This window comes from Chryseobacterium sp. MMO-72, assembly GCF_037146035.1.
Classification (GTDB): Bacteria; Bacteroidota; Bacteroidia; order Flavobacteriales; family Weeksellaceae; genus Chryseobacterium; species Chryseobacterium indicum.
Map to the genome: position 1 here is coordinate 33999 of NZ_JBBCWG010000008.1, position 15355 is coordinate 49353.

A 15355-nucleotide genomic window follows, 5' to 3' on the forward strand; every position below is an offset into this window, starting at 1 on the left:
AACATATTGAAATAAAAAATGTTACAATTTTTATTTATCAGACATCCGGATTAAAAAGATAAATAAGCGTCCAAAATGTCATGTTTATCGGCATCTTATCAAATTATGGCTGTGTTACGACAAAGAAGTTGCTGTTTGGAGTAAAAGTGTAAGTCTGATTTGTTGATCCTCCAAGTGTTATATTGATTTCCGGATAGTAAGTGCTGCCGTTCGTTAAGTACGCTGCAAAAATATAAGTTCCGGTAATTGTGGTTCCCGATGCATTAATAGACTGTGATGATCCGGAAACACCATTTATATCAAAACTAATAACGGGCGTAGCTCCTGTACCGGTTCTTGTGAAATTATAAGCAATGGAAAATACACGCACTCCGTCACCTTTTGCAGTAAACTTTCCTGTGGCAGTATCAAATTCGCTTAAATTGTCTGCGACTTTTCCTCCAAAAGTTTTATTGTTTAAAGTAATCTGCGTGGTAGAAGAAGTTCCGGCAGTAATAACGAAACTCTGTGTTCCTGTATTGGTTGCTGATGCACCAGATTTATCCACTGTAGTAGGTTCCCACTGTGATGTCGTTGCGTTGTATTTCAGGTATTGTTTATCCGTAGGTACAGCTGTACTTACATTGGTTCCCTGCAATTGGCTGGCATTCCATAAAGGGGCTGTATTATTTACCGTAACCGAAGTGTTTGCTCCGTTTACAACAGCATTTGTTCCGTTGGTAATTGTAACCGGAGCTGTAGCTGTTGAAGAACTTGTACCCGTGTTAAGATTATTTCTGGTTAAGGCTAGTGTGGCTGTTCCTGTAGAGGCACTTACTGTGATGGGAGCTGTTGCAGATAAACTCGTAACACCTGTATTGGATAATGTTCCGGAAGATAATCCCAATCCTGAACCCAGTGTAATATCATTCAACTGTCCGTTCGCATCCGTACCTAAAATCTTTGTTGCTGTAGTGGCTGTAGTGTTAGACACTCTTGCAGTACCTACCACGTCTAATTTTGCAGCAGGCGCAGTGGTACCAATCCCTACATTAGTATCTGTTCCGGAATTCACACCTGTGATCCCTCCCAAAATTAAACTGTTGCTTTGTGTTACAGAAGCCTGATAACCTATTGCCGTTGCATTGGTTAAGCCACTGCTTATTGCCGTGGAAGCACCAATCCCTGTATTTCCAGTACCCGTGGTCATACTCCCTAAAGAAGATTGCCCAATAGCTGTATTATTTGTTCCCGCCGCTGCACCTCCAAAGCCTAAAACAGATAAAGAATTTTGTCCTACAGCCACATTCTGACTGCCTGTAATATTATTATTTAATGCAGTATCTCCAAGTGCTACGTTGTTATTTCCCGTTGTATTATTATATAAAGTATTTGAACCAACTGCCATATTTCTGGCGCCTGTATTGTTTGCTAAAGCAAAAGCCCCTATCGCTGTATTATCAACTGTTGTAACTGTATTTAAAGACATCGCACGAGAACCAAATACTGTATTTCTTGTTCCTGTTGTTATTCCGGTACCTGCGTATGATCCAAACAAAGTGTTGTCGTCGCCTGTTGTAATGGAAGATCCCGCATTATAACCAAAGGTTGTTCTGTGATCAAAACCGGTAGTAGCTGTTAATAGCGTTGGAGTATATTGGATATATCCTGACAATATATTATTTACTTTAAACACTAAGTTTTGTGCATCGGTAGTACCTAGAAAATTCGTGCCGGGTGTAGTTCCTGCATTACCTGCCAAAGACCAAAAATTTCCGTTGTTTACTGTTCCATTGGGTATTTTTACCCAAACCTTATTGCTATCGAAATAGTAATATCCTTCTGAAGTTACGTTTATTGTTTTTGTTGTAGTAGGGTTTGCTGCCGCTGTTGCATACACCAAAGTTCCTATTTGTGGTGTATCGTACAAAGCGTCTTTTGCTTTCAATTCATTTCCTGTAAGACGTGGAGCAAGAATTCCATCCGCAGCATTGGTGTCTGTTGGATTTCCTGTAACATCCAGTGTTGCATTGGGTGACGGAGTATTAATCCCAACCTTTCCAAGAGAAGTCTGTGCATTAGCTACAATTCCTGTCATAGATAATACTAATACGAGTACAATTTTTCTATTCATGTTTTTTTATGATTTTTCTTTTTTGACTGAAATAATTCAATTAAGATTTAATTAAATCAACATACTGAGTGATGGCATGTCCTGAGATAAATCGTGTGCAAAATTATAGCTTAAGAGTTTCAGAAATAAACAAATGATTCGATAAATTACGATTTTGCACAGTAAATACAAGCAATTAAAAATATGATAATCAATATGTTAAATTTTAAAATCTGATTTTATATTGTATTCATATTTCAGGAATAAAAAAGAGATTAAAATTCTTCGGTATTCAACAAAATTATAATTAGTGGAATGCATGTTTTTCAGGAATTAATCTTTTTAAAGAAATTTGCGCGATATAAAAATCTACCTTTTCTGCATCACCACCCATTATTAAAATAAGCCTCCCTCATTTCGATCCTCCTTTATTATTTTAGGAAAAAACACAAATTATGGCATATAAGAATATTCATATAGGATCTCTTTTAAAAGAAAGAGTAGAAGAAAGCAATTTGGATATGACAAGAATTACAAGATTTTTTAAATGCAGTGAAGAAGAAATTTTAAATCAGTTTGAAAAAAACGATATCTATTGTGAAGATCTGCTGAAATGGTCGAAATTATTAGAGTATGATTTTTTCAGGATCTATACACAGCATCTAATATTGCATGCTCCTCAGAGAAATGTAAATTACAATAAAGTCACCGCCAAAAAGTCTTCCTTACCGCAGTTCCGGAAAAACATCTATACCAAAGAAATTATTGAATTTATTCTGGAAAAGATCAACAAGGGAAAAATGTCTAAAAATGAAGTAATGGAACAATATAACATTCCTAAAACAACATTATATAAATGGATTTCTAAACATGAGAAAAGTCTCATCAAAAAAAATGATCCGCCATCAACCTAAAAAAATGGAAAATAAAAAGACGGAAAATATAACCCGGTCTCAGCTGAAAGGGAAAAGCAAACAGGAAATCATTCATATTTTAGGAGAAAAAGACGCAGAATATTCTGAAGAAGACCTGTGGATTTATGTGGAAAGAAAAAAAATAATGAAGAAAGTTCTGTATGTTTATTTTGAAAATGAAAAGGTAAGTTTTACAGTAGAAAGATATTATTATTGGTATGAAAGAATTAAAAAAACCGAATTATAAAAGAATTTACAATGATCTGTTGTCTGAAAAATATCCCGAGAAAAAGGAAAAATGCACAAAGCTGCTTTCCAAAAAACATCTGTCTTTTGTAGACATTATAAGACTGAATGAGCTTATATTTGGTAAGAACAATGAATCTTTTAATCAGCAATACCGTTCCTACGACAAAAAAACAATATCTGAGATTCTTGAATATCAAAAAAAGAACAACCTCAACAATACCCAGCTTGCCTCTCATTTTAAAATGAGCAGAAATACCGTTACAAAATGGAAAAAAATAAAGGAAATAAATTTCATCCGATAAAAAATAAAAAAACACTTCATATATAACAGCGTCCTGATTTGTTGACTAATACATGATTTTTGAAACAACAGGACACATTAATTCAACCTAAAAGTTGTAATTAAAAACAAAAGAGGACTGATCTATTTCAGCCCTCTTTTAATTTGCACCTTATTATAATTTCTTAGCATCACACTATAAATTGATAATTATATTTTTATTTTTTTTCAGTTCACTCTGATAGACAATAAATTAAAAGCTAAATCTTTGTGAAATAAATAAAATAAATTTATGACAAAGAAAAAAGTAAAACTTTATGTAGAACAAAGAATACAAAAACTTATAAAGGAAAATAATTTAAAAAAAAGACAAAAAGCAATTACTTTCTCAAGAGTTTTAAAAATTATATGGGAATCTATACAAATTTGCAAATTATTATTTCCTTCTTTTTATGAAAAAGAAGAAAAAATAATTATGGAATATTGCAATGAGAGATTAAAAATAGCTTACAGTTACATTATAACCTTAAACAAATAAAGTAAGTTCTGAATATAGTGAAGAATCTTAATTATTTGATTTTTAGAGATTCTTCGCTGCTCTCAGAATGACAAAAGTCAAATAGTTTGACTTTTGAGACAACCTATTTGACTTTACTTCAAGCGATAAGAACTTCCGTCCCAGACGTAGGTTTTAGAAGCTTTTTTCTTCTTTTCACGATCTTTGTCATCCTTTTCCATTTCTTTCATTTTAAAGATGAAAGCATTGGGAATTCCGCCTTTGTCATTCGGAAAGACAAATTCTTCAGAATGGTAATAAACATCGGCATCACCAACACTCATTAACTGAGGTAAAGCAATCAGCTTTTTATTTCTAAACAAAATATATTGGTCATAACTAGGAATCCCACAGGCTTCGCCCGAAACAGTGGCTTTTAAAGTCAGTTCAACGTTTTTCAACTTATGATTGCTTTCCGTTGCAAAACTTCCGTAACTTAAACTTTCTCCCGAACCTGTTTCAAAAGAAACCTCATCAATCAGCGCATTTCCTTCCATAACTTTTACAGAAGCGTAATTCTGCTGAATGCTTCCGTCAAAATCAGGATTTTTCTTCGCTAATGTTTTAGTGAAACCGAAAAGAAAATCGTAGCCATTCTTATTTCTGTAACCAACTGCCAGATTTCCGCCCCAAACGTAACCTTCAGAAGTTGTATTGCCCTTCTGATAAGAAATTTTGTACCAGTTCGCTCTTCTTTCGCCTAATTTCAGGATCGTTTCGTCTTTTTTAACAATTAAAATCTGCTGATTGCTCTGAAGAGAATCCAAAACCGGAGAACTGACATTCGGAGACTGTCTGATTCTCGTCCAGTCTGTGAATATTTTCTGTGTTTTATTTTCTTCAAAATCGAAAACTCCGTTTGCATATGTGTAATCATCTTCCTGCGCAGAGAAAATCTGAACAACGAATACAAACAGAATGGTGAAAAAGGTTTTCATAAGATTTGGCTGAAACTGAGGTTAAGACTAAGTTAAGATTGAGATTGAGGCTAGGTGAAAATTTGATTATTTATTTTTCAAGCAGCAAACTTACCCACTCTTCTCTCTGAAGTTTTTTTGTAAGTGTTAATCCGTTTTCTTTACACACTTCAAGAATATCATCCACATCGAAAAAACACAATCCTGAAAGCAGTAATTTCCCACCTTCATTTAGTACAGAAACATACGTCGGAATGTCTGAAATTAAAATATTTCTGTTGATGTTTGCCAAAATAATATCGTAATGTTCTTTGCCTAAATTTTCCGCAGTTCCCAGCTCGATATCCAGTTCCACATTATTTCTTACTGCATTTTCTTTGGAGTTTTCCACCGACCATTCATCAATATCAATCGCTTTGGTTTCTCCGGCTCCGATCTGTTTTGCATAAATTGCCAGAACCGACGTTCCACAACCCATATCCAGAACTTTTTTACCTTTAAAATCAATATCCATCATCTGCTGAATCATCAGATGCGTTGTCGGATGATGCCCGGTTCCGAAAGACATTTTCGGCTGAATAACAATTTCGTGCATTCCCGGAACAGATTCATGGAACTCTGCCCTGATCAGAACTTTATCATCAATATTAATCGGCTCAAAGTTCTTTTCCCATTCTTCATTCCAGTTAATGTTTGGCATTTCCTTAAAAGTATATTCAATTTTTACCTCATCATTCTGAAAAAGCGGCAACGTTTTCAGCTCTTCTTCATTAAATAAATCTTTCTGAATATATCCTAAAATACCGTTGATTTCTTCCGTAAAACTGTCGAAACCTATCTCAATAAGTTCTGCCATTAATATTTCGTTCCACGGCTGAAGCGGTGTAATTTTGAAATCGAATTCTAAATAATTTTGCATGTGAATAATTTGTTGCAAAAATAAAACTACTTTTTCGATTTATTGGAATATTGCTGGTTTTGTTTTTAAAGTGATTAGTTTTGTTTTTAACGCAAAGCCCGCGAAGATTTTTCTTTCAAAACTTACTGGATATTTTTAAGTTCGCTAAGGCGTTTCACTTAAATAAGCACACAAAGACTTTTTTATTACATCTAATTATTTTTAAGCGTATTCTGCAAATTCTTAATTCTTCTTAACTGCTTAAATGTTCTTAATGGTTTCTTTTTAGACGCAATAAGGCACAAAGTTTCTTTGAAATTATTGAAAACATTCTTCGTTCTCTAAGGCGTTTCACTCAGCGAAGATGACACGTTTACTTTGTCATTCTGACGAAGGAAGAATCTCTATTTTTTATTCTGGAATATTGCTGGTTTTGTTTTTAAAGCGATTAGTTTTGTTTTTAACGCAAAGCCCGCGAAGATTTTCTTTTAAAAACTTACTGCATATTTTTAAGTTCGCTAAGGCGTTTCACTTAACCAAGCACACAAAGAGTTTTTTTTTTATTACATTCTAATTATTTTTTAAGCCTATCCTTAAGTTTGCCTGTAAAATTCTTAATTCTTCTTAACTGCTTAAATGTTTTCTTAATGGTTTCTTTTTAAACGCAATAGACGCAAAGCTTCTTTGAAATTATTGAGAATATTCTTCGTTCGCAAGGGCGTTTCACTCAGCAAAGATGACACGCTTACTTTGTCATTCTGACGAAGGAAGAATCTCTATTTTTTATTTCTGGAATATTGCTGTTCTTATTTTTAACGCGATTAGTTTTGTTTTTAACACAAAGTCCGCGAAGATTTTTTTTAAAACTTACTGGATATTTTTAAGTTCGCTAAGGCGTTCCACTTAAACAAGCACATAGAGAAATTTTTATTACATCCTAATTATTTTTTAAGCTTATCCTTCAATTTGCCTGCAAATTCTTAATTTTTCTTAACTACTTAAATGTTCTTAATGGTTTCTTTTTTAAACGCAATAGACGCAAAGGTTTATTGAAATTATTGAAAACATTTTTCGTTCGCGAAGGCGTTTCACTCAGCAAAGGCGACACGCTTACTTTGTCATTATGAACAGGAAAGAATTGGAAGTGAATAATCTACAATTAAAAAAAACAGATTCTTCCTTCTTCAGAATGACAGACTTCCTGCAGAAAAAAAGCGAACCGAAGTCCGCTTTTATAATGGCTTTATATCTTGAGTCTGAAAAAATCCAGAACTCAGAACTCAGAACTCAAAACTTTAAACTTTAAATCAATTAAGGATTGGTAGAGAAAATAGAACCGTTTGCGATCAACGCTCTTCTGTTCATTTTTAAAATATCTCTTACCCATTCTGCAAAGTCTTCCGGCTGAAGAACTTTATCAGGATTTCCGTCTGTTAAACCGCCCTGAATCGACATATCTGAAGCAATCGTGCTCGGCGTTAAAGTAATAACACGAATATTCTGTTTTCTCCATTCTGCCATCATTGATTGAGAAAGAGAAACAACTGCTGCCTTGGATGCTGCATAAGCAGACATATTCGGTCCGCCTTTCAGACCTGCTGTAGACGCAACGTTTACAATATCCCCCTCTCCTTTTTCTTTCATGAAAGGATAAACAGCTTTTGCTGCATAATATACCCCGAAAAGATTGGTTTTAATCACCTGTTCCCAGGTTTCGGAAGGCATTTCTTCGATAGAACCGAAATCTCCGATCCCTGCGTTGTTAATTAAAATATCAATACCTCCCAATTGCTCGGCAATAGACTCGATTCCTGCTTTTACATGGATTTCATTATCAATACTGAAAACTGCATAAGCCGATTTCACTCCCAGTTTCTGGATTTCATCAACTACCATTTTAAGGTTTTCTTCATTTCTTCCTGTAATGGCTACGTTTACTCCTTCATTTGCCAAAGCTAAAGCTACTGCTTTTCCCAATCCTCTTCCGCCTCCTGTAACGATGGCATTTTTTCCGTTTATATTCATTTTTAAAGAATTTTTTATTCGTTGATGCAAATTTACGAAACATTAGCCGAGCTAAAAATCCGTATTATGATTAATTTAAAAATAACCGCTTATGTTTAAAGCAAAACCGACTCCAAAATAGAGCCGGTTCCTTTGAAAGTATAGTAATAAATGAAAATTAAGGAATAATAATCTGGTTCTGAACGTCAAATTCTTCTGTGGCAGAAAACTGGTTTCCATACATATCCGTTGCTCTTACCTCAACTTTATGCTTTCCTAAAGAAAGTTTCTTCGGGAAATCTCCTGTCCAGATGTGTTTTGAAGATTCCGGATTGGAAGGTCTTCTTCCCGGTAAAATAGTCTGAGTAGTGTCCCATTTGAAAACCGACATCGCAAAACTTGGATCTACGGTTTCGTCATACTGCATTTCTTCCCATTTTTCACCGTCAATTCTGTATTCTACCTTATCTTTTTTGCTTCCCATGAAGAAATTTGCCAAAACTTTAGCAGATGTTTTTGAAGGGAAAGGAACTACTTTCGGAACATATAAATTGATTTGATAATCTTCAGGTTTTCCGGCAGTTTTGTACTTTACTTTATATTCATTATCGTTAAAACTGATGAAAGAATATCCTTTTGCTGTTCCGTCTCTCATCGTGGAAGTCGGCAATCCCAAATCATCCGAAGTTCCGGACCACCAGTCGCCGCAGGTTGTTCCTACATTGTATTCATGAAGATCTTTTGAACCGTTCCATCCTGCTTTTTTCCCGTAAAAAAGCTGCTGCTGAACGTGAGTGTGCGCCGAAAGCAACAAAGCATTTTTAAACGGCGCAAGGTTATCAAACAATTTCTGGCGGTCTGCGTTTCTGAAGTTGTCTTCATTTTTATGTTCCAGAGGAATATGGAAAGAAACAACGATCAGTTTATTTTTATCCACCAGCTTCAGATCATTTTCGATAAACTGCATCTGATCTTCACGGAAACCTCCCCAATATCCTTTTCCGTCGCGCGGATCGGGGTACAAAATATCATCCAGAATAATAAAATGTACATTCCCGTAATTGAAGGAATAATTTGCAGGTCCGAAATTAGATTCAAAAGTCTCATCGGAAAGCATATCTTCTTTCGCTTCGTAGTTCATGTCATGATTTCCCATCACGTTATACCAAGGAAGCCCGATTTCTTTCATCACGTCTGCGTAAGGTTTTTGCAGGCTTAAATTATCTCCTACCAAATCTCCGAGACTGATTCCTAAAACCGCATTTTTCTTCGTACTTTTCACTTCGTTTACAATGGCTCTTTTAAAATAATCCAACTGTTTTTCTGTGTAAGGCTGCGGATCTCCGAAAACCAGAATATCAAAATTTTTGCTTTCATTCTGTTTATTTAAGGCAAAATTAATTTCTTTCGGCAGTTCGCCTGTAGGCGCAGAACCTTTGTATTTAAAATCTGTGGGCGAACCTTTGGGTTTGTACTGATAATAATATTGAGGAAGATTGTTTGCATTTAGAGGAGTCATATAGCCGGAAGGTTTGATAACAAAAATGGTCTGTCCGTCCTGAACAGGCAGGCTGTATCTTCCGTTTTTATCGGTTAACACAACCTGAGCTCCGTTGGAAACCGCCACTCCTTCGATTCCTTTTTCTTTGTTTTCCTTCTTCTGATTTTTGTTGCTGTCTTCGTACACATATCCCGAAACAGAAGCCTGTGAAAATGCCATTGCTGAAATTAAAAGACAAGGCATTAAAAATTTTATGTTCATTGTATTGATATTTACATTTAAGTTTTGGCTGAAGTCAATCTGATTATTTTTCTAAAAATCGGGCTAAAGCCCGATCCTTCGGATAAGTTTATGGTTTATTCCACCACATTTTAACATTGATATTGTCTCCACCCATTGCCTGAACTGCTGCATTATAATTGGCAGTGTTCATCACTTTGGTCTGGGTAGGATACATAAATCTTACCGGCATCTGTCCGTTGTTCTGAAGTCCGCCGTTGTTCGGTAAAACCGGGAATCCTGTTCTTCTGTATTCGTACCATTGCTGATGGTCTACAAAGAATAAGGAAATGTATTTCTGAAGCATTATTCTTTCAAAAGTTCCGTTGTAAGCCACATTAGCGTTGGTAAAATAATTGGCAGGAACGGTCGCTCCCCATTGTTCAATAATCGATTTTACCCCGTTTTCATAATAAGTCTGGGTATTTCCTGTAATAATTCCTTTGAAAGAAAGCTCTGCAAGGATAAACTGAACCTCGGAATACGTCATGATTAAATCTTTTAACGGTGCTTTCGCAAGATTTTGGTTGAAATTCGAAGGCTGATAATTGAAAGCACTTCCCAAAGCATATCCTGAAGGAGCGCCTTTGTAACCGATGTTCGCATTCGTTGCCAGATCTTTTGCCTGTGTGAAGAACATGCTCATTCTCGGATCATTATTGTTTTTCATGGCATTCACAAAAAATTCTCCTGCTGCTCGGTATGCTGTAAAATCCTGCGGTCTTGCGATCGGCGGAAGATAGGGTGAAATTCCTGAAATGGTTAATAAAGCGCTGTCTGTATTGTTCTGGAAAATAGGATATGTGGCAGGATTGCTTACAATTTCCTGAATTCTTTCATGAACATTTACTTCTCCGTTTCTTTTCAGAATTCTCGTTAATAATCTTAATGACAAAGAATTACAGAACTTTTTCCAGTTAACGATTCCCGTCACATTATTATTGGCATTATAGAAAAGATCGGTTTCCGTTAATGTTTTCGTCGTATCGAATAAACTGTTTGCTGTTTTAAGATCATTTAAAAGCTGAACGTAAATATCTTTCTGGCTGTCGTACTTCGGGGTAATGATTCCCTGATCGATCTTTACGGCTTCAGAAAAAGGCACATCTCCGAAAGCATCGGTAAGATTGGAGTAGATCCACGCATTCAAGACCATGGAAATCGCCAGATAATTGTTGTTCTGCTCTTTTTTGGCAAAAGTTCTCAGGTCATTTACCTGCTTCAGCCATTTGTAAGAAGTGTTCCAGACTCCGTTTCCGCTTCCTTCCGTCATATAATATCTGCTGTACGTATTTCCTTCATTCGGAAAATCCAGACCGATCTGCATGATATCGAAAGTGAAATCATTGGCTCTGCTGTATCCGTAGTTTGCCATTTCGTACTGAATGGGAGCCAGAAGGCTTCCTACAGAAGGATTGAGAATTTTACTGGTATCTGTATTGATTTCTTCAAAATTTCTGTCACAAGAATTGAAAATAAAAAGTGAAGCAATCAAAGCTATGTTGATGAATAATTTTTTCATTTTTTTAAGATTTAAAATTTAAGATTTAACTGAAATCCAACGGTTCTGGCGGTTGGAAGCTGCCCCATTTCCACTCCGGGAGTAATGGTTGCGTTATCTAAAGTGGCTACTTCAGGATCAAACATCGGGAACTTCGTCCACATCCATAGATTTTTTCCGAAAATAGCTAAGGTAAGATCCTGCAGTCCTAAAGATTTTATGGTTTCTTTCGGAAAAGAATAGGCAATTCTTGCATCTCTCAGTTTGATAAAATCTGTGCTGAATGTATTCGTTTCCACGTTGGCTCTTCTGTAGTATTCTGCATAATAAGCAGAAACGGTAACCGCTTTTGTATTCGGGCTGTAAGAACCGTCCGGATTCTGCACTACTCCTTCTCCTACGATCATTCCGTTCGGATTGTCTCTTCCCGGAAGTGTAGATTTCAGTTTTCCCTGTTCCGACATTTTGTGATGCGACTGCGAATACGCAACGCCACCGTACTGACCGTCGAGTGAGAAGCTTACTGTAAAATTTTTAATTTTAAAATCATTCTGTAAACCAGCTCTCCATTTCGGGAATGCGTTTCCTACTTTTTCTATTTCTGCAGGTCTTAAAGGCAATCCTGCGTTGTCATAAACAACCTGTCCCTGACTGTTTTTCACCAGTTTGAAACCATACATATCTCCTAAAGAACCTCCTACAACGGCTTTATAAAAAACCACTCCTCCCACGGTTGAAATAATTCCGTCGAAACCTTCCGACGTGGTGAGTACTCTGTTTTCGTTGGCAGACCAGTTGGCTCCGATCATCCAGGAGAAGCTTTTGGTTTTAAAAGGTGTCGTATTTAAAGATAATTCCAGACCTCTGTTTCGGATTTTTCCTGCGTTGATGATTCTTTGGGAATAACCGCTTTCATAAGGAAGGGAAACCGGAATAATCTGGTTTTCACTCATGTTCTGATACAGCGTGAAATTAAAATTCAATCTGTTTTTTAATACGCTGAAATCCATCCCCGCTTCTACGTTGGCATTTTTCTCAGGTTTAAGATTAGGATTGTTGAAGATATTTCTTGCGACCACACTTCCTGTGATGGAACTGGTATCATAATAAGTATCTAACTGGTAAGGAGAACCGTCAATTCCAACTTTCGCCCACGAAGCTCTCAGTTTCCAGTAATTAAATCGGTCGCTTTTTAGTTTAAAAATTTCTGAAAGGATGAAACTCGTACTTACGGAAGGATAAAAGAATGATCTGTTGGATTTCGGAAGTGTGGAACTCCAGTCATTTCTTCCGGTAACATCCACGAAGAATTTATTGTCGTATCCTAATGTAACCAAACCATAAACACTGTTTACCTGCTCGTCTCCTGGCTTCGGATATTTTACATCAATTCCAAGCGCATTGGTAAGATTGTATTCTCCGGCAATTTTCAATCCGTTTGCCTGATAATCATTCATCACATACTGATTGTAACGGATGCTTCCTCCGGCAGATGCAGAAATATTGAATTTATTAAAGTTCTGTTTGTACGAAAATAGAACATCGTTGTTGTATTCGTGATTTTTGATGTACTGTTCTCTGTAGAATCCTTTTGCATAGTTGGCGGAACTCCACGGACGCTTCGTTGTTCTTTTTTCGTTCAGTACTTCCAGTCCGGATCTCAGCATCAGGCTGAAATTTTTATTGAACTGATAATCTGCCGTAATGTTTCCGAAAATTGTTTTTTTATCCACTCCGTTCAGCATTTCGTAAGCGATGAGGTAAGGATTGTCGATAAATGTACTGAAAGGGTGAATCTGATCGATTTGAACCTGTCCCGGTTTCCAGATCGGTTGATACCAAGCAAGATCTACGTTTGGATTCTGGAAGATCATGAAATAGGAAATCGACTGGTTATTGTATCCAGTTGCCGGAAGATTGTCACTTGATGTTTTATTGAAAGTAAATTTGGTGGATACTTTTAATTTTTTGGTTAACTGATGTGCGAACGACAAAGCAAAATTCAGTCGGTCGAAACCTGTATTTGGCATCATCCATTCGTTATTAAGATAGGTAAGCGATGTTCTGAAATTGGTTTTATCATTGGAACTTTCCACCGAAAGACTGTTGGAATACGTAGAACCTGTTCTCCAGAATCCTTTGATGTTGTCTTCATAAGCTCTCCAAAGCTGTCTTTCCTTGCTCTGTCCCCCAACGGTAGGATCATACTGAAAATAATACTGTCCTGCGAATTTCGGTCCGAAAGCACTGCTTGTTCCTCCCGTACTTACACCGTCTGCCGAAGCGCCGTAAGAATAATAAAATTGTCCTGCTGTATTTTTAGCCAAAGTTCCCTGTCCATATTCGTATTGCCAATCCGGCCATTTCAGAACGGTATCATAACTTGAGTAGGAATTGAAAGTAACCTGAATTTTTCCGTTTTTGCTTTTTCCTGATTTTGTAGTGATCATCAAAGCTCCGTTCGCAGCACGGGATCCGTATAAAGCGGCTGCAGAAGCTCCTTTCAGAACGGTTACTGATTCAATATCATCGGGATTGATGCTGTTCAGTCCGTTTCCTAAATCAATAGGAACATCCCCTCCGGAACCCGCTCCGTAAGCCGGAGTTCCGGTTCCTGTCGTGGAATTTCCCAGAGGAATTCCGTCTACAACAATTAATGCGTAATTATTATCCAATACCATCGACTTTTCGCCTCTTAAAGTAATTCTGGAACTGGCAAGTGGTCCCGCTCCTGCCGTCTGAACTTTCATTCCGGCAACTTTTCCTTCCATAGACTGAGCCCAGTTGTTGTTCTGGGTTTCTTCGAAAGTGCCGGAATTTACTTTTTCGGCAACATAACCTAAAGATTTGTCCTGTCTTTTAATCCCCAAAGCGGTTACCACCACTTCGTCGATATTTTTAATGGTATCTTTTTTAGCCTTTTGCTGAGCCGCCAGATTTACACTGACAAGTCCTAGTAATGATAAAATGAGTACTTTTTGTGTCTCTTTACGCATATCCTTTTTGTTTGCGCAAAACTAAAACGATATTATGAGTAGGATTTTAATACTATTTTAACATTTATTAAAGAATTATTAAACGCCATATTAATTAAACCTTAATAACATTGCACAGCCAACTGGTTAACAAGAGGTTAAACGAATGAATAATTTTTAATATTTTAAAGCTGATTTATTTCCCTAATTTTATTGTCTTTTTCCTGAGTAAATAAGGGATACCACAAAGTTGACTGAATTTTAAAGGAAGTTTTTAAAACAAAAAAAGTCCGCCTCAAAAGAGACAGACTTTCTGTATAAAGATGACATGATCTTATTTTTTAAGCTGATCGGGAATATTGGTTGTGATGAAACCGATTCCCTGCTTTTTTAATTCATCGGCAATGGCAACGTCATTTACTGTCCACGCATTGGTGATCAATCCCAAAGCTTTTGCATCTGCAATCCATGTAGGATTTTTCTGGAAAATGCTGTAATGGTAATCGATTCCGTCCAAACCTTCGTCCTTGATCTGCTGCGGAGAAAGCTCTCCTTTCAAATACTGAACTTTAAAAGTGGGTTCCAGCCTTTTAATTTCCTTACAGATATTTAAGCTGAAAGAAATGAAATCGCATTGCGCTCCAAGTTTCATCTCCTTAATCATTTTGATGGTTTTTGCCGTTAGTTCGTCTTCTTTTTCCTTCGTTTTGTCAGGCTTTATTTCCACCACCAGTTTTAACGATTTATCTTTCTTCCCTTGTTTTAAATAGTCTTTCAGCGTGGGAAAATCTTCACCGTTGGATAATTTTACTTTTTCCAGTTCTTTAAAATCGGTTTCGGAAATTTCCATCTTTGCGTGATGTTCGTCGTGGTTTACCACCAAAACTCCGTCTTTCGTCATTCTCACATCGAATTCAGATCCGTAAATCTTTAAATTCTGTGCATTTTCCAACGATTTCAGAGAATTCTCTGTCGTGGGCGGCTGCGTCTGCCAATAACCTCTGTGTGCTACGATCTGGGTTTGTGCCTTCATTCCAACTGTGCTTAAAACTGCTAACCCTAAGATAAAATTTTTCATAATATAATTTGAATAGTATTCGAAAGTCTTTCAACTTTCAGATAAAGGTATATAAATTTATTTAAGTGAATCGTCAATTGTAAATCCTACGCTGTCAATGATAAATCATTT

13 protein-coding genes are annotated in these 15355 nt (G+C 36.4%); 5 read left to right on the top strand and 8 right to left on the bottom strand.

What is annotated here, in order from left to right; genetic code table 11:
- Positions 1-103 precede the first annotated feature (103 nt).
- On the bottom strand, positions 104-2113 hold the full coding sequence (locus WFH39_RS12190) for a beta strand repeat-containing protein (RefSeq protein ID WP_336690103.1): 2010 nt from the start codon (positions 2111-2113) through the stop codon (positions 104-106).
- A 434-nt stretch (positions 2114-2547) separates the two neighbouring features.
- Here WFH39_RS12190 and WFH39_RS12195 point away from each other — a divergent pair, with 434 nt between their 5' ends.
- The 4 genes from WFH39_RS12195 (at position 2548) to WFH39_RS12210 (ending at position 4073) form a co-directional block, all read left to right on the top strand.
- Entirely contained in the window at positions 2548-3006 is a 459-nt protein-coding gene (locus tag WFH39_RS12195) for a transposase (protein WP_336690104.1), read from the top strand.
- Positions 3007-3010: 4 nt separating this feature from the next.
- Complete coding sequence (locus WFH39_RS12200) at positions 3011-3253, top strand: hypothetical protein (protein ID WP_336690105.1); 243 nt, start codon at positions 3011-3013, stop codon at positions 3251-3253.
- Positions 3225-3557 carry a helix-turn-helix domain-containing protein gene (locus WFH39_RS12205; protein WP_336690106.1) on the top strand — a complete coding sequence of 111 codons (333 nt, stop codon included), beginning with the start codon at positions 3225-3227 and terminating at the stop codon, positions 3555-3557. Before WFH39_RS12200 ends, WFH39_RS12205 begins: the two co-directional genes overlap by 29 nt.
- A gap of 270 nt (positions 3558-3827) precedes the next feature.
- On the top strand, positions 3828-4073 hold the full coding sequence (locus WFH39_RS12210; RefSeq protein WP_214588851.1) for a hypothetical protein: 246 nt from the start codon (positions 3828-3830) through the stop codon (positions 4071-4073).
- 113 nt (positions 4074-4186) lie between these two features.
- On the opposite strand, the gene WFH39_RS12215 is transcribed toward WFH39_RS12210, so the two are convergent.
- On the bottom strand, positions 4187-5029 hold the full coding sequence (locus tag WFH39_RS12215; protein WP_336690107.1) for an SH3 domain-containing protein: 843 nt from the start codon (positions 5027-5029) through the stop codon (positions 4187-4189).
- Positions 5030-5099: 70 nt separating this feature from the next.
- Positions 5100-5927: a 50S ribosomal protein L11 methyltransferase gene (gene prmA / locus WFH39_RS12220; RefSeq protein ID WP_185209137.1), complete on the bottom strand. Its 828-nt coding sequence runs from the start codon at positions 5925-5927 to the stop codon at positions 5100-5102.
- A 1102-nt stretch (positions 5928-7029) separates the two neighbouring features.
- Between prmA and WFH39_RS12225 the strand changes: the two genes are divergently transcribed.
- The gene (locus WFH39_RS12225; protein ID WP_336690108.1) at positions 7030-7212 is read left to right on the top strand and encodes a hypothetical protein; all 183 of its coding nucleotides are present in this window, start codon (positions 7030-7032) and stop codon (positions 7210-7212) included.
- 5 nt (positions 7213-7217) lie between these two features.
- Here the strand turns inward: WFH39_RS12225 and WFH39_RS12230 are convergent, their stop codons facing one another.
- The 5 genes from WFH39_RS12230 to WFH39_RS12250 all read right to left on the bottom strand — a co-directional run bounded on the left by WFH39_RS12230 (position 7218) and on the right by WFH39_RS12250 (position 15244).
- Positions 7218-7931, bottom strand: coding sequence for a 3-ketoacyl-ACP reductase (locus WFH39_RS12230; RefSeq protein ID WP_116096309.1), 714 nt, complete (start codon positions 7929-7931; stop codon positions 7218-7220).
- A gap of 157 nt (positions 7932-8088) precedes the next feature.
- Positions 8089-9672, bottom strand: coding sequence for a calcineurin-like phosphoesterase C-terminal domain-containing protein (locus WFH39_RS12235; RefSeq protein WP_336690109.1), 1584 nt, complete (start codon positions 9670-9672; stop codon positions 8089-8091).
- Between the two features lie 88 nt (positions 9673-9760).
- Complete coding sequence (locus tag WFH39_RS12240; RefSeq protein ID WP_336690110.1) at positions 9761-11212, bottom strand: SusD/RagB family nutrient-binding outer membrane lipoprotein; 1452 nt, start codon at positions 11210-11212, stop codon at positions 9761-9763.
- An 11-nt stretch (positions 11213-11223) separates the two neighbouring features.
- Positions 11224-14187: a SusC/RagA family TonB-linked outer membrane protein gene (locus WFH39_RS12245; RefSeq protein WP_336690111.1), complete on the bottom strand. Its 2964-nt coding sequence runs from the start codon at positions 14185-14187 to the stop codon at positions 11224-11226.
- A 313-nt stretch (positions 14188-14500) separates the two neighbouring features.
- A complete protein-coding gene (locus WFH39_RS12250; protein WP_336690112.1) occupies positions 14501-15244 on the bottom strand; it encodes a glycerophosphodiester phosphodiesterase family protein in 744 nt (247 codons plus the stop codon).
- Positions 15245-15355: the final 111 nt, after the last annotated feature.